Origin of the sequence: Bradyrhizobium sp. ORS 278 (assembly GCF_000026145.1) — a bacterium.
Lineage (GTDB): Bacteria > Pseudomonadota > Alphaproteobacteria > Rhizobiales > Xanthobacteraceae > Bradyrhizobium.
In genome coordinates this window covers 597,509-620,916 of sequence record NC_009445.1, presented here as the reverse complement: position 1 = coordinate 620,916, position 23,408 = coordinate 597,509, and the positions used below count along the sequence as shown (strand labels likewise).

Annotated in this window: 15 protein-coding genes and 1 pseudogene; 9 read left to right on the top strand and 7 right to left on the bottom strand. The window is 66.0% G+C overall.

The genetic code is table 11. The features are described 5' to 3' along the window. Window positions 1-168: 168 nt before the first annotated feature. Window positions 169-2,235, top strand: coding sequence for a bifunctional diguanylate cyclase/phosphodiesterase (locus tag BRADO_RS02820; RefSeq protein WP_041756039.1), 2,067 nt, complete (start codon window positions 169-171; stop codon window positions 2,233-2,235). A gap of 201 nt (window positions 2,236-2,436) precedes the next feature. Here the strand turns inward: BRADO_RS02820 and BRADO_RS02815 are convergent, their stop codons facing one another. Next, window positions 2,437-3,618 carry a substrate-binding domain-containing protein gene (locus BRADO_RS02815; RefSeq protein WP_011923802.1) on the bottom strand — a complete coding sequence of 394 codons (1,182 nt, stop codon included), beginning with the start codon at window positions 3,616-3,618 and terminating at the stop codon, window positions 2,437-2,439. Window positions 3,619-3,800: 182 nt separating this feature from the next. On the opposite strand from BRADO_RS02815, the gene BRADO_RS02810 reads away from it, so the two are divergent. Continuing rightward, window positions 3,801-4,244, top strand: a complete 444-nt coding sequence (locus BRADO_RS02810; protein ID WP_011923801.1) for a MarR family winged helix-turn-helix transcriptional regulator — start codon at window positions 3,801-3,803, stop codon at window positions 4,242-4,244. A 266-nt stretch (window positions 4,245-4,510) separates the two neighbouring features. Here the strand turns inward: BRADO_RS02810 and BRADO_RS02805 are convergent, their stop codons facing one another. After that, a complete protein-coding gene (locus BRADO_RS02805) occupies window positions 4,511-5,857 on the bottom strand; it encodes an IS1182-like element ISBrsp2 family transposase (protein ID WP_050781079.1) in 1,347 nt (448 codons plus the stop codon). Window positions 5,858-6,258: 401 nt separating this feature from the next. On the opposite strand from BRADO_RS02805, the gene BRADO_RS02800 reads away from it, so the two are divergent. Next, the gene (locus tag BRADO_RS02800; protein WP_011923799.1) at window positions 6,259-8,178 is read left to right on the top strand and encodes an acyl-CoA synthetase; all 1,920 of its coding nucleotides are present in this window, start codon (window positions 6,259-6,261) and stop codon (window positions 8,176-8,178) included. Window positions 8,179-8,320: 142 nt separating this feature from the next. Here the strand turns inward: BRADO_RS02800 and BRADO_RS02795 are convergent. Further along, window positions 8,321-9,342: pseudogene (locus tag BRADO_RS02795) on the bottom strand (glycerophosphodiester phosphodiesterase). A 212-nt stretch (window positions 9,343-9,554) separates the two neighbouring features. Between BRADO_RS02795 and BRADO_RS02790 the strand changes: the two are divergent. Together BRADO_RS02790 and BRADO_RS02785 are read left to right on the top strand one after the other, a co-directional pair. Further along, window positions 9,555-10,853: a flavin-dependent oxidoreductase gene (locus BRADO_RS02790; RefSeq protein WP_041756038.1), complete on the top strand. Its 1,299-nt coding sequence runs from the start codon at window positions 9,555-9,557 to the stop codon at window positions 10,851-10,853. Between the two features lie 31 nt (window positions 10,854-10,884). Beyond that, complete coding sequence (locus BRADO_RS02785; protein ID WP_244422957.1) at window positions 10,885-12,084, top strand: glycoside hydrolase family 3 N-terminal domain-containing protein; 1,200 nt, start codon at window positions 10,885-10,887, stop codon at window positions 12,082-12,084. 359 nt (window positions 12,085-12,443) lie between these two features. Here the strand turns inward: BRADO_RS02785 and secA are convergent, their stop codons facing one another. Further along, a complete protein-coding gene (secA, locus tag BRADO_RS02780; protein WP_011923796.1) occupies window positions 12,444-15,296 on the bottom strand; it encodes a preprotein translocase subunit SecA in 2,853 nt (950 codons plus the stop codon). A 391-nt stretch (window positions 15,297-15,687) separates the two neighbouring features. On the opposite strand from secA, the gene BRADO_RS02775 reads away from it, so the two are divergent. Both BRADO_RS02775 and argJ read left to right on the top strand, forming a co-directional pair. After that, window positions 15,688-16,587, top strand: a complete 900-nt coding sequence (locus tag BRADO_RS02775; protein WP_085972765.1) for a peptidylprolyl isomerase — start codon at window positions 15,688-15,690, stop codon at window positions 16,585-16,587. Between the two features lie 274 nt (window positions 16,588-16,861). Continuing rightward, a complete protein-coding gene (argJ, locus tag BRADO_RS02770) occupies window positions 16,862-18,103 on the top strand; it encodes a bifunctional glutamate N-acetyltransferase/amino-acid acetyltransferase ArgJ (RefSeq protein WP_011923794.1) in 1,242 nt (413 codons plus the stop codon). Between the two features lie 60 nt (window positions 18,104-18,163). Here argJ and BRADO_RS02765 read toward each other — a convergent pair whose 3' ends face one another. Both BRADO_RS02765 and BRADO_RS02760 read right to left on the bottom strand, forming a co-directional pair. Further along, complete coding sequence (locus BRADO_RS02765; protein ID WP_011923793.1) at window positions 18,164-19,492, bottom strand: TadE/TadG family type IV pilus assembly protein; 1,329 nt, start codon at window positions 19,490-19,492, stop codon at window positions 18,164-18,166. A gap of 172 nt (window positions 19,493-19,664) precedes the next feature. Further along, on the bottom strand, window positions 19,665-20,921 hold the full coding sequence (locus tag BRADO_RS02760) for a TadE/TadG family type IV pilus assembly protein (RefSeq protein ID WP_011923792.1): 1,257 nt from the start codon (window positions 20,919-20,921) through the stop codon (window positions 19,665-19,667). A 163-nt stretch (window positions 20,922-21,084) separates the two neighbouring features. On the opposite strand from BRADO_RS02760, the gene BRADO_RS02755 reads away from it, so the two are divergent. Next, entirely contained in the window at window positions 21,085-21,495 is a 411-nt protein-coding gene (locus tag BRADO_RS02755; RefSeq protein WP_011923791.1) for a (deoxy)nucleoside triphosphate pyrophosphohydrolase, read from the top strand. A gap of 147 nt (window positions 21,496-21,642) precedes the next feature. On the opposite strand, the gene BRADO_RS02750 is transcribed toward BRADO_RS02755, so the two are convergent. Then, window positions 21,643-22,500 carry a methyltransferase domain-containing protein gene (locus BRADO_RS02750; protein ID WP_011923790.1) on the bottom strand — a complete coding sequence of 286 codons (858 nt, stop codon included), beginning with the start codon at window positions 22,498-22,500 and terminating at the stop codon, window positions 21,643-21,645. Window positions 22,501-22,578: 78 nt separating this feature from the next. Here BRADO_RS02750 and BRADO_RS02745 point away from each other — a divergent pair, with 78 nt between their 5' ends. Continuing rightward, window positions 22,579-23,382: a ComF family protein gene (locus BRADO_RS02745; protein WP_011923789.1), complete on the top strand. Its 804-nt coding sequence runs from the start codon at window positions 22,579-22,581 to the stop codon at window positions 23,380-23,382. The last annotated feature ends 26 nt before the right edge of the window (window positions 23,383-23,408 follow it).

Genomic DNA, 23,408 nt, shown 5'->3' with positions numbered 1-23,408 from the left:
TTACGCCACCAGGAGGCCCGCGCCTTAATCTTCAGCTTCCAGACCTCGTGCATGACTCGGGACGGGCCGACTCTCTGCCCGTATTGACGCTTTGCTAACCGCGATCCCGGCGCGCCAAAACGCGGCGCAGCTCGGTTCGTAGCTGGCCTGCGTAGGGGTTCATTGCCGATGATGACGATCCTGTCCTGCCTGCCTGCCGATCATGACCTCCGCTATGTCGCCGCTGCGCTTCTGGTGTGCGTGCTCGGCTCGATTCTCTCGATGCGATTGCTCGCCCGTGTCCGCCGCAACACCGGGCTGCGCCGGCTTCACCTGCTGTTCCTGGCCGGACTGGTCGCCGGCGGCACGGTATGGACGACGCATTTCGCCGCGATCCTCGGCTATGACGCGCCCGGCAACCGCTCGTTCGAAGCGGGCCTGACATTCGCCTCGCTCGGCCTCGCCGTGCTGTTCTCCTGGCTCGGTTTCTTCGTCACGACGCGCACGCAGCGCGGCCCGCTGATCGAGATCGGCGGCGCTCTCTTCGGCTTCGGCATCGCCGCGATGCACTACACGGGCATGAGCGCGCTGAATCTCGACGGCGTCAGGACGTGGCACCCGCCGGCGATCTGGTTGTCGCTGTTTCTGGCGATCGGATTCGGCGCGGTCGCCGCGAACCGCATCGCGCGTCCGGTGACGCGCTTCTGCAAATATGGCGGCTCGCTCGCCATGGTCCTTGCAATCCTGAGCCTGCATTTCACCGGCATGGCGGCGCTGACCTTGGTGCCGATGGCCGGGGCAGAGGCGCCCGCGCAGGCGCTCTCCGACAGCGTGATGCTGATCAGCATCGTCACCGGCATCGGACTGATCATGGCCATGGCGGCGTCGGCCTACATGATCGACATGCAGGCGACGCAGGAGGCGGTCGAGGGCTATCGGCAGCTGGCCCTGCAGGACCCGCTGACCGGCCTGGCCAACCGCAACGGCCTCGCGCAGCGACTCGCGCCATTGCTGACGGAGGGCGACGAAACCGCGCATCTGGTCGTGCTCGCGATCGACCTCGACCGTTTCAAGGACATCAACGACGCGCATGGCCACGCCGCAGGAGATGCCGTGCTGACGGCGATCGCGCAGCGGATTGCGTCCACGCTGCAGCCGGGCGAGTTCCTGGCGCGGATCGGCGGCGACGAGTTCGTCGCCGTCAAGAGCGAGATCTTCGCGCGCGCCGAGGCCGCCAGGTTCGCCGAGCGCATGCGCGCGCTGGTGCTCGCGCCCGTCGAGTGGGAGGAACGGAGCCTGTCCGTCGGCTGCAGCATCGGCGTCGCGCTCCATCCCGAGCACGGCTTGACGGCGGACGAATTGCTCACCCGTGCCGACCTGGCCATGTATCGCGCCAAGAGCCTCGGCCAGGGCAAGATCTGCACCTACGAACCGTCGATGGACGAGGCCAGCCGGCGCCGCGCCGAGCTCGCCATCGACTTGAAGCGCGCGCTGGTGCGCAACGAGTTCGAGCTGCACTACCAGGTGCAGAACGACACGAGGAGCGGCGAGATCATCGGCTTCGAGGCGCTGCTGCGCTGGAATCATCCGGTGAAGGGCCGCGTGCCGCCGAACGATTTCATCCCGATGGCCGAGCAGACGGGGCTGATCGTCGACATCGGCGATTGGGTGCTGCGCACCGCCTGCGCGACCGCCGCGAGCTGGAGCCAGCCGTTCAAGGTCGCCGTCAACGTCGCCCCGATGCAGCTCAACCACGATCTGCCGAGGCGCGTCGCCGAGGTGCTGCGCGAGACGGGGCTGGCGCCGGATCGGCTGGAGATCGAGCTGACCGAAACGGGGATCATCGCCGACCGCCAGCACGCTCTGCAGGTGATGCAGGCGCTGAAGGGAATCGGCGTCACCGTGGCCATGGACGATTTCGGCACCGGCTATTCGTCGCTGTCGACCCTGCAGGTGTTTCCGTTCGACAAGATCAAGGTCGACAAGAGCTTCATCCAGTCGGTCGAGACCAGCGTGCATGCCGCGGCGATCGTCAAGGCGACGCTGCTGTTGGGCCGCAGCCTGAACATTCCCGTGCTCGCCGAAGGCGTCGAGACCGAGCAGCACCTCGCCTTTCTGCGCGAGGAAGGCTGCACCAGCGTGCAGGGATTTCTGTTCGGCAAGCCGATGCCGAACGAAGCGATCAGCCGGATGATCCGGGACGTCCGAGTTTCGCAGGCACCAAGCGAGACGATGAAGGACGCCGCAGCCGCCTGATCACAGACCTCGCCCTCGCTTGTTTCTCCGTCGTCATGGCCGGGCTTGTCCCAGCCATCCATGCCGCTCGGCATGCTCGGACGACGTGGATGCCCGGGACAAGCCCGGGCATGACGGAGAAACGAATTAGCCGAATCGCTTGCGTCGACAGTTCGTGCATTCAACGACGCGTCGACACGCAGCCGTCCTCCGCATCGCGCGTCAGAACGTGCGGATGATCCTGAAATCCAATCCGTCGGCTGCGGCGAGATGCATGGCCATGGCGGCGCGGCCGTGGCGGAGGGTGACGTCGCCGCGCGGGCCGGAATAGACGATGTTGCGGCTGGCGGCGGCGAGCGGGTGCAAGGACAATGAGCCGGCTCGCTCCGCGGCGGCCTTCAGGAAGCGCAGGCCTTCGTAGTTCGACTGGCCGACCGAGCCGACCGGCGGCGCATTGGCGCCGAACATCGCGGTATACAGGCTCATGAAGTCGTCATTGGCCTTGGAGCCGATGCAGTTGAAGTAGCCCGAAGCGGAATAGAGGTTCTCGGCGTTGTCGGCACCGATGCCGAGCAGCACGGTCTCATCGACCGCCCCGGCCAAGCGGAGGGTCGTCGCTGCGAGGCCGGACTCGCCGAAGGCGCGGTTGAAGGTGATGCTGTCGGTGCCGATCAGCGAGATCAGCACGACGTCGGGCTTGGCGGCGCGGATGCGCGCCAGATGCGCCTCGTGATCGTCCTCGCCGACCGGCACGAACTCTTCGCCGACGACCTGGCCGCCGGCCTCGGTGATGTAGGTCTTCGTCGAACGATGCGCCTGCCATGGCCAGACATAGTCACTGCCGATCAGGTACCAGCGCTTGGCGCCCTTGTTCTCCGCCAGCCAGTGAATGGCGGGTCGGGTCTGGCTGTGCGGCGTCTCGCCGATCGCCATCACGCCCGGGGTGCGCTCGCCACCTTCATAGACCGGCGTATAGATATAGGGGATGCGGCCGCGCGTGAGCCGGCGCAGCCCCAGCCGCACGGCGCTGATATGCGAGCCCATCACGACATCGATGTCGTCGAAATCGAGCGCGTCGCGGGCGCGCGCGACCACGTCATCCACCGGGCCGCCGGAATCGTAGAACGACAATTCGATCTCGCGGCCGAGGATGCCGCCGCGGCGGTTGATCTCCGAGACCGCGAGCAGCGCGCTGTTGGTCGCCGCCGGCCCCCAGATGCCGGGCGAGCCGGAGAAGGTGATGAAATTGCCGATGCGCAGCCTGTTGTGGCGGCCGCGCCGCTCGAAACGGTCGGGATCGAGCGGGGCCAGCGACGGCAGGCCATTTCGCCGGGGCGGGCTCCTGAACAGCAGGGAGGGCGGCAGGCTGCAGCGCCCGGCGGTGACAGATCCTGTCGAGAGCACACCCACTCCTTGGCCGCGGCCGCGAGAGACCCAGTGTGGGCCAGCGGTCATACGCCGTCAAAATCAGCACGCGTTCGGCAAATATCCTATTCGAAAATGTTGAATGTTCAAGAATTCGAATGCATATAGATCGGGCAGCGACTGCCGGACATTCATTCAAATCGGGACCCGCGAAGTTCACCGTGGCCAAATCGCCCAATCCCAACACCCCCCTCACCGAACATCTCGCCTATCTGCTCGCGCAGGCCAACCGGGAGATCAACCGGCAGCTGGAATCGCGCCTGAGCACTGAGGGCGTGCCCGTCGAGCAATGGCGCATCCTGAAGGTGCTGTCGGACGGCGAGGGGCACTCGATGGGCGATCTCGCCGAGGCCGTGCTGCTGAACCATCCGACCCTGACCAAGATGATCGACCGGATGGTGTCGGACTCCCTGGTCTACCGCCGCCAGGACGCCCATGACCGCCGCAAGGTGCTGATGTTCATCAGCGAGCGCGGCAAGGCGCTGTGCAAGCGCCTGAACTCGCTCGCCGCCAGCCAGGAGGCGCACATCCTGGAAAACTACGGCGACAAGGCCACCGGCGAGCTGAAGCGGCTGCTGGAGAATTTGATCGACGCGGCGAGCTGAGCCGCGGTTGCACTGCAGACCTCAGGGCCAAGCTCCATCCTCCCGTCATTGCGAGCGCAGCGAAGCAATCCAGGGTCCCGCCCACCACCCTGGATTGCTTCGCTGCGCTCGCAATGACGCGGAGTTCGAATGCCGTAGAGCTTGTGAGCCAATTTGAGTTCAGGGCTGAGTTTGCGACGAGGGGGCTGTCGCCGCGGGATAGCCGTTGTGGGCGGCTCTGTGCGGCGGATTGTCCCGGAGGATCCCTCGGATGCCGCTCCCGGCGACTATGATGCTGCTTTTTGACAGGCGATGAGGTGCAATCCTTGCAGAAGGTTGTTGGTGAACGCGTACCAGCTCACGACGGCGCGAACCTTGTCGATGCCGCGTACCGTCACTTGCCGGAGGTCCCAGTTGCGCCAGCGGGCGTGGATGCATTCGCACAGCGAGCGGAGCTGATACTGAGCCTTGCCGGCTTCGCTCGCCATGCGCGCTCGCCAGGCCGCCACACCAGGGCCATCGGTATCTCGGGGCAGATAAGGATCAACACCGCTTTTTTGCGAGCGCGGCGGACAGTAGATCTCGATGTTCTGGCCATGCGCCCATTCGATGTCGTCGCCACGGCAGTATCCGCCATCGACGAGGTAGCGCCTGGGCAGGCGTTGCAGCTTGTCGCGCAGCCGCTCCAGCATCGGTCGCATCAGGCCGCCGTCTGATCCGTTGTTGTCGATGTCGATTGCGACCACGATCATCGCAGCTGCAGCGCTGACGACCTGCACGTTGTAGGCGGGACGGAAGCCGGCATCGGCCATCTTCATCCGCCGCGCCTGCGGATCGGTGGTGGAGGCCCGAGGCTCCTTCGGCTTCTTGCCGTTACCGCCTTTTTCCTCGAGCTTCTGGCGCTTGCGCTTGATCTCCTCCAGCGCCGCCTGCGCCGCTTCGACCTTCTGTTTATGCTCGCGTGCGGCGCGCTCACGCGCCGCGCGGATGCGCCGGTTGCTGGCTTCTGGATCTGCATCGACTTCCCGCTTGAGCTCTTCCACCACCTCCGTTGCTTCCGCCAGCTTCTGCTGCAGCCTCGCTTCGCGCCGGAACGAGCTGGCCCCCGCATTGGCGCGGATCCGCACCCCGTCCTGTGCCAGCGTATCGAGATCGACCAGCCCGGCCTCGCTCAACGCCGCCAGATGTTCGCTCATCAGGCGGTCGAGCACATCGGCACAGCCGACGCGGAAGTCCGATAGCGTGTGATAGTTCAGCGATACCCCGCCACACAGCCAGCGATAGGCATCATGGCTCTCGCACAGGCGATCCAGCGCCCGAGCACTGCCGACGCCGTCGCTGGTGGCATAGAGCCAGAGCGCCAGCAAAAGGCGTGGCGACGGTGCCGGATGACCAGGCCTGTTCTCCCGCGCCTTCACTCGGTCTTCCAACTCGCTCAGGTCGAGCGTCTCGACATAGGTCCAGATCATCCGCGCCGGATGATCCTGCCCGATCAGGCTGTCGATATCGACCGCGCGCAGCTCGACCTGGTTGCGCTCCGGAACCCGCAGACGAGGCGCACCCTTCGGAAGCTCCCGCGCTTTGGGACCCGACTGCTCCGGCAATCCATCGAAAAGCTCGTCCTTAGCCATCATGACCTCCAGCAAACCGCTCCGCTCAGAGAATCATAGTCAGCGAGAATAGGCATCGAAAGATTCACAGCCTCGTAGGGTGGGCAAAGGCGCGACCGGCTTGAGCTGAAGCGAAGACTGGTGCGCGCGCCGTACCCACCATTGGCGGATGCGTGCGTAGACGGACGGTGGGCACGGCGCGGCGAATGTTTGCCGCGGAGCAGCACCGGTGGACGCGCCTTTGCCCACCCTACAGCAGCGCCGCTGCGGCAAATGGGTTCGCTTGCCCGGCAACGCCGGGATAGACGCAAGACGAATCCTCCCTCATCCTGTCACCTGACGATCGCGACGAACGGGTCATAGAGCCCGCGCGCGATCACCGGCCATGCGCGGCCGGACGAGGACCGACACAGGGAGGACAGGCCATGGGCAATTCCACGGGCATGCATCTGCTCGATCGCGCCATCGGCAGCGACTATCCGACATTCGCCAGCACGGCGGACATCCGGGCCTTCGAGCAGACGCCATATGGCGAACGCATCGCCGCTCAAAGCACCTACGAGGCGCTGAAATGCGGGGCATCGGCCAATCCCGATGCGCCGGCAATCCAGTTTCTGCCGAATGCCGATCCGGCCGATATGCCGGTCACGATCACCTATCGCGACTTCATCGCGAAGGTAACGCAGGCGGCCAACATGTTTCATGCCCTCGGCGTCGGCCCCGACGATGTCGTGAGCTTCATGCTGCCGCTGGTGCCCGAAGCGTTCATCACGCTGTTCGGCGCGGAGGCCGCAGGCATCGCCAATCCGGTCAATCCGCTGCTCGAGCCGCACCAGATCGCCGAGATCCTCGATGCCGCCAAGACCAAGGTGCTGGTGGCGCTGGGCCCCCTGCCCGGCACCGACATCTGGCAGAAGGTCGAGAAGGTCCGCGGCGGCCTCAAGCACCTCAAGGCGATCGTGCAGGTCCATGGCGGCGGCGGCGATCCGGCCAACGGTGTTCACGCCTGGGGCGACCTAATCAAGCCACAGCCGGGCGATCATCTCGTCAGCGGCCGGCAGATCAAGGCCAGCGACACCGCGGCCTATTTCCACACCGGCGGCACCACGGGCACGCCGAAGCTGGTGCGGCACAGCCACGGCAACCAGGTCTACCAGGCCTGGGGGGTCAACCTGCTGTTGAAGGCGAAGCCCGGCGGCACGCTGCTGTTCGGCATGCCGCTGTTTCACGTCGGCGGCTCGCTGACACAGGCGCTGCAGACGCTGTCCGCGGGCGGCAGCTTGGTGGTGCTCTCCGGCGCCGGCTGGCGCAATCCGAATGCGGTGCGCAACATCTGGGGCCTGGTCGAGAAGTACAAGCCGGAGACCTTGTCGAGCGTGCCCACAGTGCTCGCCGCGACGCTCGCGGTGCCGCGAGGCCGCGCCGACATCTCCAGCCTGCGCTATGCCGCGGGCGGCGGCTCGGCGATTCCGGTCGCGGTCGGCCAGGCGATCATGGACCGGCTGAAGCTGCCGGTCATCGAGGTCTACGGCATGACCGAGACGTCGAGCGTGCACACCATGGCCTATGCCGACCAGCCGATCCGGCTCGGCTCGGTCGGCCTGCCGCTGCCTTACGCGAAGGTGCGCATCGTCAAGCTCGACGCCGACGGGCGCTACGAGCGCGACTGCGCCGTGGACGAGATCGGCGTCGTCATCATGGCCGGGCCCGGCGTGTTCTCCGGCTATCTCGACGAGGCGCACAACAAGGGCGCCTTCATCGACGGCCATTGGGTCAATTCCGGCGATCTCGGCCGGCTCGACGCCGACGGCTTCCTGTGGATCACCGGCCGCGCCAAGGACCTCGTGATCCGCGGCGGCCACAACATCGACCCGGCTCCGATCGAGGAGATCCTGTTCCAGCATGCCGCCGTCGGCTTCGCCGCCGTGGTCGGCCAGCCCGACGCCTATGCCGGCGAGCTGCCGATCGGCTATGTGCAGCTGAAGCCGGGCGCCTCGGTGCAGCCGGGCGAATTGGAGGACTGGGTGCGCGCCCGCACCCCGGAGCGCGCGGCGGTGCCGGTGCAGATCATCCCGATCGATCCGATGCCGGTGACGGGCGTCGGCAAGGTGTTCAAGCCGCAGCTGCGCTGGGACGCCGCGACGCGCGTGTTCACCAAGGTCCTGTCGCAGCTCACCGACCGCGGCATCGATTGCAGCGTCAAGGTCGGCGCCCATGGCAGCCACGGCAGCCTCGCCACGGTGACCTTGCGGAATGTGCCGGCCGAGCAACGCGAGGCGATCGAGAACGAGGTGCATACGCTGCTGGCGCCGTTCGTGATCCGGCATGAGGTGGTGATGGGGTGAGCGGCGGACGCATCATCCTCCGTCTAGGCTCCTGGCGCGCGGCGCCTCATGGGAGATAGATCGCCGTCGCAACAAACGATCAAGTCAGTTCGTTGCTCCGTCATGCCCGGGCTCATGATGACGTGGAGATTGAGGGCGCCATTTATTTGATCGGAATGCCCGGCCCCAGCCGTTCGACATCCAATATGAGCGGCTTTGCCAATCCTTTGTCGACCGCAACACGACGCAGCAGGCTCGGCCAATCGGAGATGATGCCGTCGACCCCGATGTCGATCAGTTGAGCCATGTCCTAGCGCTTGTTGACGGTCCACACCACCACCTGAAGACCGAGCCCGTGCGCCTCGCTGACCAGCTCCGGCGTGACCTCGGTGTAGTACGGCGACCACACCCTGCCGCCGGCCGCGTGAATCGTGCGCGGCAGCGAGCCGCCGTGATCGGCGGGATTGAATCCGGCGGTCCAGCGCGTCGATTCGGTCAATGACACTGTCGGCGTCTTGCCGCCTACGCGCGACAAGTAGACCGTGGGGATTTGAGGCGCGCGCTGCTGCACCAGTTGCAGGGTGCGCCAGTCGAATGACTGGATCATGACCCGGTCGGCGACGTGTTCGGCCGCGATCAGATCGAGCAGCAGGCTGACGAAACGCTGGGGATCCGGCGCTTCGTCGGGAAAGGCGGGATCAAGCTTGGTCTCGATGTTGAGACGCACCTGGTCGTTGCGGGAGCGCCTGACGAGATCGATGACCTGCTTCAACGTCGCAATTCGGGGTGGTGGCACGTTTCCGGCCAGCACCTGCTGGAACGGAAACTGCTTGGCATATTCGCTGCCCGGCCTGATCTGCCCGACATCGTAGGACTGTACCTCTGCGAGCGGCAGATCGATCAGCAGCGGCCCGGGCGGGGCTACGTAATTGCCGAGGGCATCGCGGGCGAGATCGGGATTGAGCCGCCGTTCGTGCGAGACCACAGCACGCCGTCGCGGGTGACCCCAACGTCGAGTTCGAGCGTGTCTACGCGAAGCGCCAGCGCGATCGTGAACGCCTGCAGCGTGTTCTCCGGATGAAGCGCGCGCCCGCCGCGATGCGCCTCGATGTCGAACGCGAGGGCCGGGCAGTCGATGCCGCAGAGCAGGAGAGCCGCGCAGAGGGACAGAGACAAGGACTGCATGGCACCAGTCTACCACGCCGGCGCGTCATGCCCATTCCTCTTGTTTCCGCTGCCCTTCTGAACTAGGCCTTTACCATGAGACCAGCCGAAAAGGCGGGCCAGGAGGCATCGAGGGGAGGCGATCCGCACACGCAGCAAACGCCGTGCCTGCATCCCCTTTTCGGCCTCTCTCTGCGGTTTCTCTTGAGTTCACGCGTGACGGACCCATGCCCATGACCGAGCTTCCTGTCATCATCGCCGGCGGCGGCATTGGCGGCCTCGCCACCGCGCTGACCCTGCAGCAGATCGGCGTGCCCTGCGTGGTCTATGAGAGCGTGCGCGAGATGCGGCCGCTCGGGGTCGGCATCAACCTGCAGCCCAATGCAGTGCGAGAGCTCTACGACCTCGGCGTCGGCGCCGACGATCTCGATGAGGTCGGCGTACCCGCGCAGGAATGGGCGCTGGTCGGGCTGAACGGCAACGACGTCTATTCCGAGCCGCGCGGGCTGCTCGCCGGCTATAACTGGCCGCAATATGCCGTGCATCGCGGCAAGCTGCACATGCTGCTGTACAGCCGGCTGGTGCAACGGGCCGGCGCTGCGACGGTGCGGCTCGGTAGCCGCGTCGCGGGCTATGAGAAGAACGCCGACGGCACGGTGACGGCGCGCGTCGAACATGCCGACGGCTCGCGCTCCGAGCAGCAGGGACGGCTCCTGATCGGCGCCGACGGCATCCATTCGGCGGTGCGCGCGCAGATGCACCCGACGCAGCCGCCGATCCATTGGGGCGGCGCCGTGATGTGGCGTGGCGTCACCTGGGCGAAGCCGATGCGCACGGGATCGTCCTTCGTCGGCCTCGGCACCCACCGCCACCGCGTGGTGGTCTATCCGATCTCGCATCCCGACCCGAAGACGGGCCTCGCGCTGATCAACTGGATCGCCGAGGTGACGATGGACAACACCGAGGGCTGGAAGCAGACCGGCTGGTTCCGGCAGGTGCCGGTCAGCGAGTTCGCGCATCACTTCGCGGGGTGGACCTATGACTGGCTTGACGTGCCCGCGCTGATCGCCGGCGCCGACGGCGCCTATGAGAATCCGATGATCGACCGCGATCCCGTGCCGACCTGGGTCGACGGGCCGGTGGCGCTGATGGGCGACGCCGCGCATGCGATGTATCCGACCGGCTCCAACGGCGCGAGCCAGGCGATCGTCGACGCCCGCGTGCTCGGCACCATGCTGCTGGCGCACGGCGTGACGCCGGCAGCGCTCGCCGCCTATGACGACAAGCTGTGCGGCCCGATCTCCCAGGTCATCCTGCGCAATCGCGGCGCCGGCCCGTTCGGCCTGCTCAATCTGGTCGACGAGCGCTGCGGCGGCACCTTCACGGACATCGACGAGGTGATCCCGCCGGCCGAGCGCGAGGCGTTCATGGCTGGCTACAAGAAGGCGGCCGGCTTTGCGATCGAGCAGCTCAACACAGCGCCGCGGACGATCGCCGAGGGCGCGCGCATCGATCGCGTGGCGGCGATCTGAGCTCTCCCTGTCAACCGCGCGGTCCGAACCGGTGCGCACGAGCCCGCCATCGAGACAGCTGCCCAGCGCGATCGCCACGCTGCGGCGATGGGGCAGACTGTCCCTTGCCGTTCCGCTGCTCGTGCTGTCGCTCCGGGCCGGCCTTGCCGCCGAGTGCAGCAACAGGGCCGCGACCTCGCAACTCGTCGGCCCGATGATCATGGCCGGGTTCTTCGGCACCAAGCCATCCGATGCCGGATTTCAGCAGCTCCTGGCCGATCTCGAAGAGGGTCTGATCGGCGGCGTCGTCATCCTCGGCCGCAATGTCGGCACGCGGGATGATCTCGTGGGAATGATCGAGCGGATTCGAGCCTGCAAATGCGCGGTGCCTCCGTTCATCGCCATCGACGACGAGGGCGGCACGGTGGAGCGGCTCGGCCCCAGCATCGGTTTGGCCGCGACGCCGTCGGCCGCGGAGATCGCCCGCGGCTCCGTGGCGGCCGCGCGTGAGACCTACGCCGCGCTCGCCGCGAAGCTCGCGACGCTGCACATCAACGTCAACCTCGCGCCGGTGGTCGACCTCAACACCAATCCCGCGAACCCGATCATCGGCCAGCGGCAACGCAGCTATGGCAGCGAGCCCGACACCGTCGTCCGCTATGCCGCGGCCTTCGTGCAGGCGCACCGCAAGCAGGGCATCCTGACCGTGCTCAAGCATTTTCCGGGGCATGGCTCGTCGACCGCCGACAGCCACGCCGGCCTTGCCGACGTCACCACCACCTGGTCGCCCGCAGAGTTGAAGCCGTACAGGCAGCTGATGCGGAACGGGCTGGCTGGAGCGATCATGGTCGGGCACCTCGCCAATATCAGCCGCTGGGGCGGGGTCGCCACCCAAAGCGAGGGTCATGCGATCGACCGCCTGCTGCGCCGCGAGCTCGGCTATGACGGCGTGGTCATGACCGACGACCTCGCCATGAAGGCGATTCTCGACGCCAAGCCGCCGGCCTCCGCCGCGGGGGACGCCGTGAAAGCGGGCGCCGACATCATCATGTTCACGAAGCTCGGCGAGGAGGACCAGACCTCCGACGTCGGCCGCGAGATCAACGCTGCGCTGACGGCTGCCGTGTGCTCGAGCGAGATCAAGACCGGCGCGGTACAACGCTCGGTGGCGCGGATTCGCAAATGGATGTCGGGTTGGAAGCGGCCCAGCCACGGGCAGGCAAAGCGCCACGCGACCGTTGTTGAGCATTGACCTTCAACAGGGATGTGGCGCGACAGGCTGGAGCGGTCACCGCGCTCGACACTCAGGCGGATGGTTACGGATCCCGGCGTTCGCCGGGATGACAGCGCGGTGTGTGCCGGAATCGCGCTCCGCAAAGGGTGTCGTCCCCGCGAACGCGGGGATCCATAACCACCGGCGGACGAGAGGAGGCAGGCTGGAGCGACCAGCTCTGCTTCGTCACGTGATCCTGTGGTTATGGGTCCCTGCGTTCGCAGGGACGACAGCGGTGATTTTGGCGCGCAGCTCGTGCAACAGCGTCGTTGCGGCACGCTTCGGCGGACACGTCGCTGACGCTCGCATGACGATGTAGATACTGCCGGGTTCGCCGCTTACGCGTACCTTCCGTGGCAGTGCTTGTACTTCTTGCCGCTGCCGCAGGGGCAGTCCTCGTTGCGGCCGACCTTGCCCCACGTCGTGGGGTCCTTCGGATTGCGCGCCTCGGCCGGGACCGGCGCGGCGCCTGAGGACGGCACCAGGGAGACGTTGGCGAAGGCCATCTCGTCCTCGCCGGTGTTGGGGTCGGCGTGGTGGGCCTGCATCGGCGGCAGCGTCTGCTGCTGCTCTTCCGGCGGCACGATCTCGACGCGCATCAGCTGCGCGGTGACCGCCTCGCGCAGATGCGCGATCATCGCCTCGAACAGCGTGAAGGCCTCCGACTTGTACTCCTGCAACGGGTCGCGCTGGCCATAGCCGCGCAGGCCGATGACCTGGCGCAGATGGTCGAGCATGATGAGGTGCTCGCGCCAGAGATGGTCTAGCGTCTGCAGCAGAATGGTCTTCTCGACGTAGCGCATCACGTCGGGGCCCCATTGCGCGACCTTGGCGGCCATCCGCTCGTCGGCATGGGTCTCGATGCGCTTCAGCAGTTCCTCGTCGGCGATGCCCTCTTCCTTGGCCCAGGCGTCAACCGGCAGGTCGAGGTCGAGCACGCGCTTGAGCTCGTCCTTCAGGCCGGCCACGTCCCACTGCTCGGCATAGGCATGCTCGGGCACGTGCTTGCTGACGAGGTCGTCGATGAAGGCGTGGCGCATGTCCGTGATGGTCTCGACCACGCTCTCGTCCTGCATCAGCTCGACGCGCTGGTCGAAGATCACCTTGCGCTGGTCGTTCTGGACGTTGTCGAACTTGAGCAGGTTCTTGCGGATGTCGAAGTTGCGCGCCTCGACCTTCTGCTGCGCCTTCTCCAGCGCCTTGTTGATCCAGGGATGGATGATCGCCTCACCTTCCTTCAGGCCGAGGCGCGTCAGCATGCTGTCGAGCCGGTCGGAGCCGAAGATGCGCATCAGGTCGTCTTCGAGCGACAGGAAGAATTTCGAGCGGCCGGGGTCGCCCTGTCGGCCGGAGCGGCCGCGCAGTTGGTTGTCGATCCGGCGGGATTCGTGGCGCTCGGAGCCGATGATGTAGAGGCCGCCCGGCTTGGTCACGGTCTTGGCCGGCTTGGAGCCCTTGGCGGGCTCGATCTCGACCGTCTCCTCGGCCTTCAGCACGATCTCGCGGAAGCGGGCGATGTCGGCCTTGATCTGCTCGATCTTGGCGGCCTTCTCAGCCTCGTCGGTGATCCCGGCGGTCTCCTGCTGGATGCGCATCTCCAGCGAGCCGCCGAGCTTGATGTCGGTGCCGCGGCCGGCCATGTTGGTGGCGATCGTGATCGCGCCGGGCACGCCGGCCTCGGCCACGATATAGGCTTCCTGCTCGTGGAAGCGCGCGTTCAGCACCGCGAACAGCTTTGCCGGCTTGCCGGCGCGGGCGGCGGCATACAGCTTGTCGAGCGCGCGCTCGCTGCCGAAATCGATCTGCTTATAGCCGTGCTGCTTGAGATAGGCGGCGAGCACCTCGGACTTCTCGATCGACGCCGTGCCGACCAGCACCGGCTGCAGCCGCGAATTGGCGCGCTCGATCTCCGCGAGGATCGCGGCATATTTCTCCTGCTGGGTGCGGTAGACCTCGTCATCCTCGTCGAGACGGGCGACCGGCAAATTGGTCGGGATCTCCACGACCTCGAGCTTGTAGATGTCGAACAGCTCGTCCGCCTCGGTGGCGGCCGTGCCGGTCATGCCGGCGAGCTTCTCGTACATGCGGAAGTAGTTCTGGAAGGTGATCGAGGCCAAGGTCTGGTTCTCGGGCTGCACCGGCTGGTGCTCCTTGGCCTCGAGCGCCTGGTGCAGGCCTTCCGAATAGCGCCGGCCCGGCATCATGCGGCCGGTGAACTCGTCGATGATCACGACCTCGCCGTCGCGGACGATGTAGTCCTTGTCGCGGGTGAACAGCGTGTGGGCGCGCAGCGCCTGGTTGATGTGGTGCACGACGGAGACGTTCTCGACGTCGTACAGCGACTCGCCCTTGAGCTGGCCGGCGTCGCGCAGCAGAGTCTCGATCTTCTCCATGCCGGCTTCGGTCAAGGTCACCGTGCGCTGCTTCTCGTCGACCTCGTAGTCGGTCTTGTCGAGCTTCGGCACGAAGGTGTCGATGGTGTTGTAGAAATCCGAGCGGTCGTCGAGCGGGCCGGAGATGATCAGCGGGGTGCGGGCCTCGTCGATCAGGATGGAGTCGACCTCGTCGACGATGGCGAAGAAGTGGCCGCGCTGGACCATCTCCTCCAGCCGGTACTTCATGTTGTCGCGCAGATAGTCGAAGCCGTATTCGTTGTTGGTGCCGTAGGTGATGTCGCAGGCATAGGCCGCCTTGCGCTCGGCATCGTCGAGGCCATGGACGATCACGCCGGTGGTGAGGCCCAGGAAACCGTAGATCTGGCTCATCCAGCCGGCGTCGCGGCGGGCAAGGTAATCATTCACCGTCACGACGTGGACGCCCTTGCCGGCGAGCGCGTTCAGATAGACCGCGAGCGTGGCCACCAAGGTCTTGCCTTCGCCGGTCTTCATCTCGGCGATGTCGCCCTCGTGCAGCACCATGCCGCCGATCAGCTGGACGTCGAAATGACGCTGGCCGAGGGTGCGCTTGGAAGCCTCGCGGACGGTGGCGAAGGCTGGGACCAGGAGGTCGTCGAGCGTCTTGCCGTCGGCGAGCTGCTGCTTGAATTCCGTGGTGCGCGCCTTGAGCTGCTCGTCGGTCAGCTTGGCGAGCTCCGGCTCCAGCGCGTTGATCGCGTTGACGCGGGACTGGTAGCCCTTGACGCGGCGGTCGTTGGATGAGCCGAAAAGCTTACGGGCGAGCGCGCCGATCATTGCTGAAATCCTGCCTTTGTGGGTCTGCGTTGCAGCCGTAACTCATGCTTTGGCTTTGCTGTTCCCGGCGTGATGCACCGCAGCACACGCGCCAAGCTCGACTTCGGCGCCAGGGCGGCGGCCGCCAGATGAGCGGGAGACGAGCAGACCAGGGGTCAACGGCCAAAAACGCAGCAAAATAAGCGCTATCGCCTTGGAGCGACAGGGCAGAGATATGGCTGGGGGGGAACGTTGTCAACGGCGCCCGGCGGCGGGAGATCGGCCCGCAACCTGTCGCCGATTTCACGAAATTGACAGACTTTTCGCGTTGCCAAGGCACCGCGATTGGGCGAGTGTCCCGGCCGCCCAGAGGTAATGCCCCTCGAGCCCCTCTTCAAACCAAGGATTTTCCATGACCACGTCGTTCCCGGTTACGAAAACCGGCCTGCACTTCGGCCTTGCCACCGCTCTTGCCGGCAGTCTCGCATTGTCCCTGCTGGTCGCCCCCGCGCGCGCCGCCGACGATGCCAACCCGGTGCTGGCCAAGGTGAACGGTGCCGAAATCCGCAAGAGCGACGTCGCGCTCGCGGAGGAGGAGCTTGGTCCGAGCCTCGCCCAGATGGACCCGGCGACCAAGGACGAGAACGTGCTGTCGTTCCTGATCGACATGAAGCTCGTGTCGAAGGCGGCCGAGGACAAGAAGGTCGCCGAAAGCGAGGACTTCAAGAAGCGCCTCGCTTTCACCCGCAACCGCCTGCTGATGGACAGCCTGCTCGCCAGCGAGGGCAAGGCCGCGACCACGCCGGACGCGATGAAGAAGGTCTATGAGGAGGCCTCCAAGCAGATCGGCGGCGAGCAGGAGGTGCATGCGCGCCACATCCTCGTCGAGACCGAGGACGAGGCCAAGGCCGTCAAGGCCGAACTGGCCAAGGGCGCCGATTTCGCCGAGCTCGCCAAGAAGAAATCCAAGGACCCCGGCGCGTCGGATGGCGGCGACCTGGGCTTCTTCACCAAGGAGCAGATGGTGCCGGAATTCGCCAACGTGGCGTTCAGCATGGAGCCGGGCAAGATCTCGGATCCGGTGAAGACCCAGTTCGGCTGGCACATCATCAAGGTCGAAGAGAAGCGCAACCGCAAGCCGCCGGAGTTCGAGCAGGTCAAGAGCCAGATCGAGACCTACGTCACCCGCAAGGCCCAGGCCGATTACGTCGGCAAGCTGCGCGAGGCGGCCAAGATCGAGCGCCTGGACAAGCCGGCCGCCGACGCCGCCAAGCCGGCGGACGCGAAGCCGGCCGAGCCGGCGAAGAAGTAAGCGGTTAGCTTCTGCGCGGCGACTCGTCACTGATTTGTTAGATTGCCTTAACCGCCGCGTCACAAAAGGTGTCGTCCCGGCCTTGAGCCGGGACCCATACCGCGTGATGTTGGAAATGGGCACGCGGCCGGTACCGCGGATCGTCACTTCACCCTGTGGTTATGGATCCCCGCTTTCGCGGGGATGACGACTGAGTGTGAGGGCACATCCCCTCCCACAAGCTTGATGAGGATGATACAGAGCGCTTCCCGCCATCCTGCCGGAAGCTACTCCGATGTCCTCTGCCGTCTCCCCGCTCGCCCCGACCGACGTCCCCGACATGCCGGCGCTCGCCGGCGTGAGGCTCGCGACCGCCGCGGCCGGCATCCGCTACAAGAACCGCACCGACGTGCTGCTGGCGCTGCTCGATCCCGGCACCACCGTCGCCGGCGTGTTCACCAAGTCGAAATGCCCCTCGGCCCCGGTCGAATGGTGCCGCGCCAAGCTGAAGGGCGGCAAGGCGCGCGCGCTGGTCGTCAATTCCGGCAACGCCAACGCCTTCACCGGCAAGACCGGCAAGCAGTCGACGGCGCTGACGGCGTCGATCGCCGCCAAGGCGGTCGGCTGCAAGCAGGACGAGATCTTCCTGGCCTCGACCGGCGTGATCGGCGAGCCGCTCGACGCCACCAAGTTCGACGGCGTGCTCGAAGGCCTCGCCGGCACCGCCGCGCCGGAGGACTGGATGGGCGCGGCGCGCGCCATCATGACCACCGACACCTTCCCCAAGGTCGCGACCGCCACCGTCAAGCTCGGCAAGGCCAAGGTGACGATCAACGGCATGGCCAAGGGCGCCGGCATGATCGCGCCCGACATGGCGACGATGCTGTCCTTCATCTTCACCGATGCGCCGATCACGGCGCCGGCGCTGCAGGCGCTGCTCAAGGCCGGCGTCGAGGACACCTTCAACGCCGTGACGATCGATGGCGACACCTCGACCTCGGACACGCTGCTCGCCTTCGCCACCGGCGCCGCCGCGGCCAAAGGCGCGACGAAGATCAGCCGGATCAGCGATCCCGCCGCCAAGGCCTTCGTGAAGGCGTTCAACGCCGTGCTCGCCAATCTCGCCGAGCAGGTGGCGCGCGACGGCGAGGGCGCGCGCAAGCTGGTCGAGATCATCGTCGAGGGCGCCAAGACCAAACAGTCGGCGCGCAGGATCGCGATGTCGATCGCCAACTCGCCGCTGGTGAAGACCGCGATCGCCGGCGAGGACGCCAATTGGGGCCGCGTCGTGATGGCGGTCGGCAAAGCCGGCGAGCCGGCCGATCGCGACAAGCTGTCGATCTCGTTCAACGGCATCCGCGTGGCGTCGAAGGGCGCGCGCGATCCGTCTTATGACGAGAAGGAGGTCTCGGAGGCCATGAGGGCGCAGACCATCCAGATCAAGGTTGCGCTTGGGCTGGGCAAGGGCCGCGACCGCGTGCTGACCTGCGACCTCACCAAAGAGTATGTCGCGATCAACGGCGACTACCGCTCCTGACGCCGTCGGCCAGCGACGGAGCGCGCAGGGCCTGCGCGCTCTCGAGCGGCCGCCTCGCGATCAACCGGCAATACGCGCGTCCGCCACGGCCTTCTTGAACAGCGCATTCATCGCGTCCGCGATGCCTTGCGTCGGCGAGACCTCGAAGTAGAAGCCGTCCGACGCGCAGGCCTGCATGTTCTGCGCGATCTCGCTGTTCGGCGATGGTCCGAACGGCCCCTTGTTGAAGGGGTCGATCCAGCTCATGTACCAGCTGTTGGTCGGCAGCTGCAGATAAGTCGTGTAGAGCACGGCGATCTTGATCCCGCGGTTCTTCAGCGCCGTGCACAACGCCGGATTGATCGGCGACTGGCAGCGGTTGCCGCTGGCCTTCGGCTTCAGGCAGGCGGCATTGCTCTCGTCGGCGACGCCGTCGGAGACGAAGAACAGATATTTCAGCGGCGAGCCCGAGGTGCCGTCTCCCGGGGTCGCAATCTCGTTGTTGATGGCCGGAAGAGCGGTCGTGTACGGCGTGTCCTTGTCGGCCGTGAACGAATCATTGTTGCCGTAGACGCCCATCAGGTCGATGTTTCCGGCGGCGCTCTTGGCGCTGGTCAGGCTCGACGACAGCGCGAACAGCGCGCGCAATCCGATCGTCTTCGACGACGCGCCGAAATCATAGATCGCCATGCGGAACTGGTTCGAGTAGGTCTGCGTCTGCTGCGCGGTGTCCATCAGTTGCTGCGTGGCGCTGCGCAGCACGTCAATACGGGTGGTGACCCCGAGCGTCTTGGCCAGATTGTAGTAGTTGTTGGCGTCGTTGTAGTCGTGGCAGGCGAAGGCGCATTTGTCCGACGTCGCACTGACCATCTTGGTGACGTCGGCGGGCGTGGCCGCCACGCCCATCGATGGCGAATTGTCCAGCAGCAAATAGAAATCGATGTATTTCGGCATCGAAGCCTTTGCCGTCGACGATCCCTGCAGCGACATCGTCTTGTATCCGACGATGCTCATGAAGAGCGTCGGCACCGTCGCCGAGAACGAGACCGTGGCGGTGAGCACCGAGCCGGTCTTCTTCACCTCCGGCGTCAGGCTGTCCAGCGTATAGCCCGTGGTGCCGGACATGTTGCCGTTGAAGATCTTCCGCGCATCGTCGTTTCCGGCGGCGATGACGCCATCCGTCGTCATCGCTCCGGCGGCGATGAACGCCGGCGAGGTCCGCGACACCGCCCCGACCGAGGCGGCGTCCACCGCCGCCTGCAGCTTGGCGCGCATCTGATTGGTGCGGCTGTAGTCCACGCCGCAGCCGACCGCCGTGATCACGGGGACGCAGACGATCGCAAAGGTCACGGCGACATTGCCGCCGGCATTGCGACGGAAACGGGAAAGGAGGAGAGACAAGCTGCGCATGGACGAAGCCTAACGGGCGGTTAAAGCACTGCCGCAAGTGGCCAAAAATGCAGCGCGAGCCATTAAGCTTCGCTTATCCGGTCCGTGGAAACACGGACCGACGTGGCGCTCGGTTAAGCGCGCGTAAATATCAGCAGACCCTCGACCGCGGCGGGCGCCGGGGACGAACCCGTCAATTGGTCAGCCGGACCGGCGAGGCCTTGTTGAACAGGGTCGTGAACGCGTTCTGAATGGTGGCGACATCGGAGGCGATGATGAAGTTGCTGCCGGCGCAAGATTTCAGCGCGATCGGGATATCATCGACGCGCGTGGCGCCACCAAGGCTGCCGGGCTGGCCGAGAGTCGCGTTGTACCCCCAATCCCACGTCATCGGATAATAAGGGGTGTTGATGATTGCGACCGTCACGCCGTTGCTCTTGAACGTGTTGCAGAAGGCCGTGTTGAACACCCGCACCTGCGACCGCAGCGAGGTCTGCGAGGTCCAGGCCCTGGTCGGATCGTTGACGCCGTCAGTGGCAATGATCACCAGCTTCTGCGGAGTGGCCGACGTGCTGCCATCGCCAGCCGTCCCGACGCTGGAGACAAAGCTCCCGATCAGGCTGTCGAACGGCGTGGCTGCCGCGGCGTCGTTGTAGGCGAGACCCGGCGCCGGAAAGTTGGCTGCAACCGAGGAGAAGCTGGACGTCAGCGAGGACAGCTGCGTGAGCTGATTGTCGAACGACCACAGGCCTACCTTGACGTAATTCTTGTAGACCGCGCTGCTGTTCAGATAGGTCAAGAGATTCTGCACGCCCTGATTGACCACCTGATAGCGAAGCAGCACGTTGTTCTTCAGCGCGTAGCTGTACGAGTCTGTTCCGTTCGTCGTCTCGTGGCAGGCCAGCGCGCAGCCCGTGCCGTTTCTCATCTGGGTGATGCCGGCTTGCGTTGCGGGCAGCAGCATCGACGACGAGATGTCGACCAGAAGATAGACGTTCAGATAAGGCTGCATCGTCGCCGACGAGGCGGAGCTGGCGTTCAGGGTCATGGTCGGAAAGCCGACCAGTCGCATGAAGGACGTGTTCATCACGCTGGTCGCAGATCCCGTCCCGGACAGGGTGCGGCCCATGGTCGTGAAGTTGATGGTCGGGGTGGCGTCGATTTTCGCCGTATTGCCGGTGAAGTAGGAGGAGGATGCCGCCTGGGCCATGGCAATGGCCGCGGCCTGCGTTGCCCCCGAATCGAGTGCGGCCTTGCCGGCGGCGACGCCCGCGAGCACGGCCTCATCGATCGCCATTTGCAGCTTGGTCCTGAGCTTGTTGGCCATCGAATAGTCGATCCCGGCTCCGACGAACGCCAGAACGGGCACGCAAGCGATTGCAAAGAGGACGGCAATGTTGCCGCGCTGGTCGTGTCCGAACTTGCGGAGGTAGCGTAGCAGCCGGTCCATGCGAGCGGGGTCCTCAAGAGAATTGAACCGCCAGAGACAAGGGTTCCCGTTAAAGACAGATTGATCGGGTTCCATAAGGTTCCATTGAGTTCCACCATGTTTGCGGCGCGGGCACGAATGGGTTAACGCTGAGTAAACCGCCCTTCCCGCCCGACTGCATCAGATGACCGATTTCAAACTCACGCTCGTCGTCGCCTGCGCTCTGGTCGACACCGACAATCGCGTGCTGCTGGCGCAGCGGCCGCCCGGCAAGACGCTCGCCGGCTTGTGGGAATTTCCTGGCGGCAAGCTCGAACCGGGCGAGCGTCCGGAGGCCAGCCTGATCCGCGAGCTCGACGAGGAGCTCGGCATCACCGTGCGCGAGACCTGCCTGGCGCCGCTGACCTTCGCCAGTCACGCCTATGAGACGTTCCACCTGCTGATGCCGCTTTACATCTGCCGGCGCTGGGAAGGCGTGGTGACCGCGCGCGAGGGCCAGAAATTGGCCTGGGTGCGACCGAACAAGCTGCGCGACTACCCGATGCCGCCGGCGGACATTCCGCTGCTGCCGCATTTGATCGATCTATTGATGTGAGGCCGGGGGCGTCACGCCCCGCCTCGTCATGCGCGGGCTTGACCCGCCTGCGGGGCCGTAGCCCCTTCGGCGCGGCGAAGGCCCGCGCATCCATCCTCTTCCAAGAGCGATGGATCGCCGGGTCAAGCCCGGCGATGACGAGTGGTGTTACTCATCGCGCCCTGCGCCTGGCGCGCGCCTCACCGCCGCCTCCAGGCTCGCCGTCGCCGAGCCTGGCTTCAGCGGCTTCTGCTGGCTTTCATGGGGCGCCCAGCCCGAGATCCAGATGATGTCGAAGGTGGCGCGGATGCGGCCGTCGGGGTCGGCGAAGCGTTCGGCATAGAGTTCGACCATGCGCAGCAGCGTGGCACGACGGAGCGGCGTGCGGCGGCGCTCGACAAGGTTATTGGCCGCGCCCATGCGGCGGAGATCCTGCATCAGCCCGAAGGCGCTGGCGTAGCGCACCACGACGCGGTCGACATCCGTCACCGGTAACGCGAAGCCGGCCCGCTGCAGCAGGCCGCCGATGTCGCGCAGATCGGCGAACGGCGCGACCCGCGGCGACACGCCGCCCTCGCATTCGGCTTCCGCCGCCGCGAAACTCTGCCGGAGCTCCGTCAGCGTGTCGCCGCCGATCATGGCGGCGAGCAACAGACCATCGGGCCGCAGGGCGCGGCGGATTTGCACCAGCAAGCCTGGGAGATCGTTGACGAACTGGAACGCCAGCGCCGAGACCGCGAGATCGAGCGATTGCGGCTGCAACGGCAGCATCTCGTTGGCCGTATCGGGTGAAGCGATATGCGCGAACTGCGCAACCTGTCCGCTCAGATCAGGCGTCAGGCCATTGCCCGGCGTCCAGATGTCGGCGGCCGATTGGAAAGACCGGTTCACCGCGGCGAGACGGTCGGCGAGGTCCTCGGCGACGCGCTCGAGCAGGAAGGTCTCCGGCGACCTCGACGCGCGCCGCTGCCTGAGCGCCAGCAGAGAACGGTCGAACAGAACGGGAGCGGTGGCGGGCTGTGTCATGGCGGCTGGTTACGCCGATCCTCGGAAACGGGCAATGCACCGCTTGAGCCGGACCGGCCGCGCGGCTAGCCTCAACCCATGAGCCTCAGCCTTGCTCCCATCCGCCTCGGACAACTCCGGGTCATGGCCAGCGCCGCGCGCAGCGCCTGCGGCCATCTGGCAAAGCTCACACTCGACATCGCGCTGCCAACCCTGTGCATCGCCTGCCGCGAGCCGGTCGATGGCGAGGGCGTCTGCGCCGCGTGCTGGGGCAAGCTGTCGTTCATCGAGCGGCCTTATTGCCCAAAGCTCGGCATTCCCTTCGTCTACGATCCCGGTCCCGAATTGCTCTCGATGGAGGCGATCGCCGCTCCGCCGGCCTATGCGCGGGCGCGCGCCGCCGTCCGCTATGACGACGTGGCGAGCACGCTGGTTCATGCACTGAAATATCAGGACCGCACCGATCTGGCGCCGATCATGGGGCGCTGGATGACCCGGGCCGGCCACGAGCTGCTGGCCGATGCCGATCTCCTGGTCCCCGTGCCGCTGCATTGGCGGCGCGGCTTTTCCCGCCGCTACAACCAGTCGGGCGCGCTGGCGCGGGTGATCGCACGGTCGAGCGGCGTCCGGATGAGCGGCGATACGCTGCGACGGGTCCGCGCCACTGAACAGCAGGTCGGCCTGTCGCGCACCCAGCGCGCCAGCAATGTGCAGGGCGCATTCCAGGTATCTTCAGACCGCCTGCACGACGTGCAGGGCCGCCGCGTCGTCATCGTCGACGACGTGCTGACCACCGGCGCGACAGTGGACGCGTGCGCCCGCGCGCTGCTGCGGGCCAAGGCGGCGGAGGTCAGCGTGCTGGTCTTCGCCCGGGTTGTCGATGCGCCCCGCGCTCCCATATAATCCGATACTTCCGCAACAGCTGAGCG

Excerpts from the sequence above, each read along its gene's own strand:
- BRADO_RS02750 (WP_011923790.1), bottom strand. The coding sequence starts at position 22,500 with ATGACACAGCCCGCCACCGCTCCCGTTCTGTTCGACCGTTCTCTGCTG.
- BRADO_RS02775 (WP_085972765.1), top strand. The coding sequence starts at position 15,688 with ATGACCACGTCGTTCCCGGTTACGAAAACCGGCCTGCACTTCGGCCTT.
- argJ (WP_011923794.1), top strand. The coding sequence starts at position 16,862 with ATGTCCTCTGCCGTCTCCCCGCTCGCCCCGACCGACGTCCCCGACATG.
- BRADO_RS02755 (WP_011923791.1), top strand. The coding sequence starts at position 21,085 with ATGACCGATTTCAAACTCACGCTCGTCGTCGCCTGCGCTCTGGTCGAC.
- BRADO_RS02790 (WP_041756038.1), top strand. The coding sequence starts at position 9,555 with ATGACCGAGCTTCCTGTCATCATCGCCGGCGGCGGCATTGGCGGCCTC.
- BRADO_RS02760 (WP_011923792.1), bottom strand. The coding sequence starts at position 20,921 with ATGGACCGGCTGCTACGCTACCTCCGCAAGTTCGGACACGACCAGCGC.
- BRADO_RS02765 (WP_011923793.1), bottom strand. The coding sequence starts at position 19,492 with ATGCGCAGCTTGTCTCTCCTCCTTTCCCGTTTCCGTCGCAATGCCGGC.
- secA (WP_011923796.1), bottom strand. The coding sequence starts at position 15,296 with ATGATCGGCGCGCTCGCCCGTAAGCTTTTCGGCTCATCCAACGACCGC.
- BRADO_RS02820 (WP_041756039.1), top strand. The coding sequence starts at position 169 with ATGATGACGATCCTGTCCTGCCTGCCTGCCGATCATGACCTCCGCTAT.
- BRADO_RS02800 (WP_011923799.1), top strand. The coding sequence starts at position 6,259 with ATGGGCAATTCCACGGGCATGCATCTGCTCGATCGCGCCATCGGCAGC.
- BRADO_RS02745 (WP_011923789.1), top strand. The coding sequence starts at position 22,579 with ATGAGCCTCAGCCTTGCTCCCATCCGCCTCGGACAACTCCGGGTCATG.
- BRADO_RS02805 (WP_050781079.1), bottom strand. The coding sequence starts at position 5,857 with ATGATGGCTAAGGACGAGCTTTTCGATGGATTGCCGGAGCAGTCGGGT.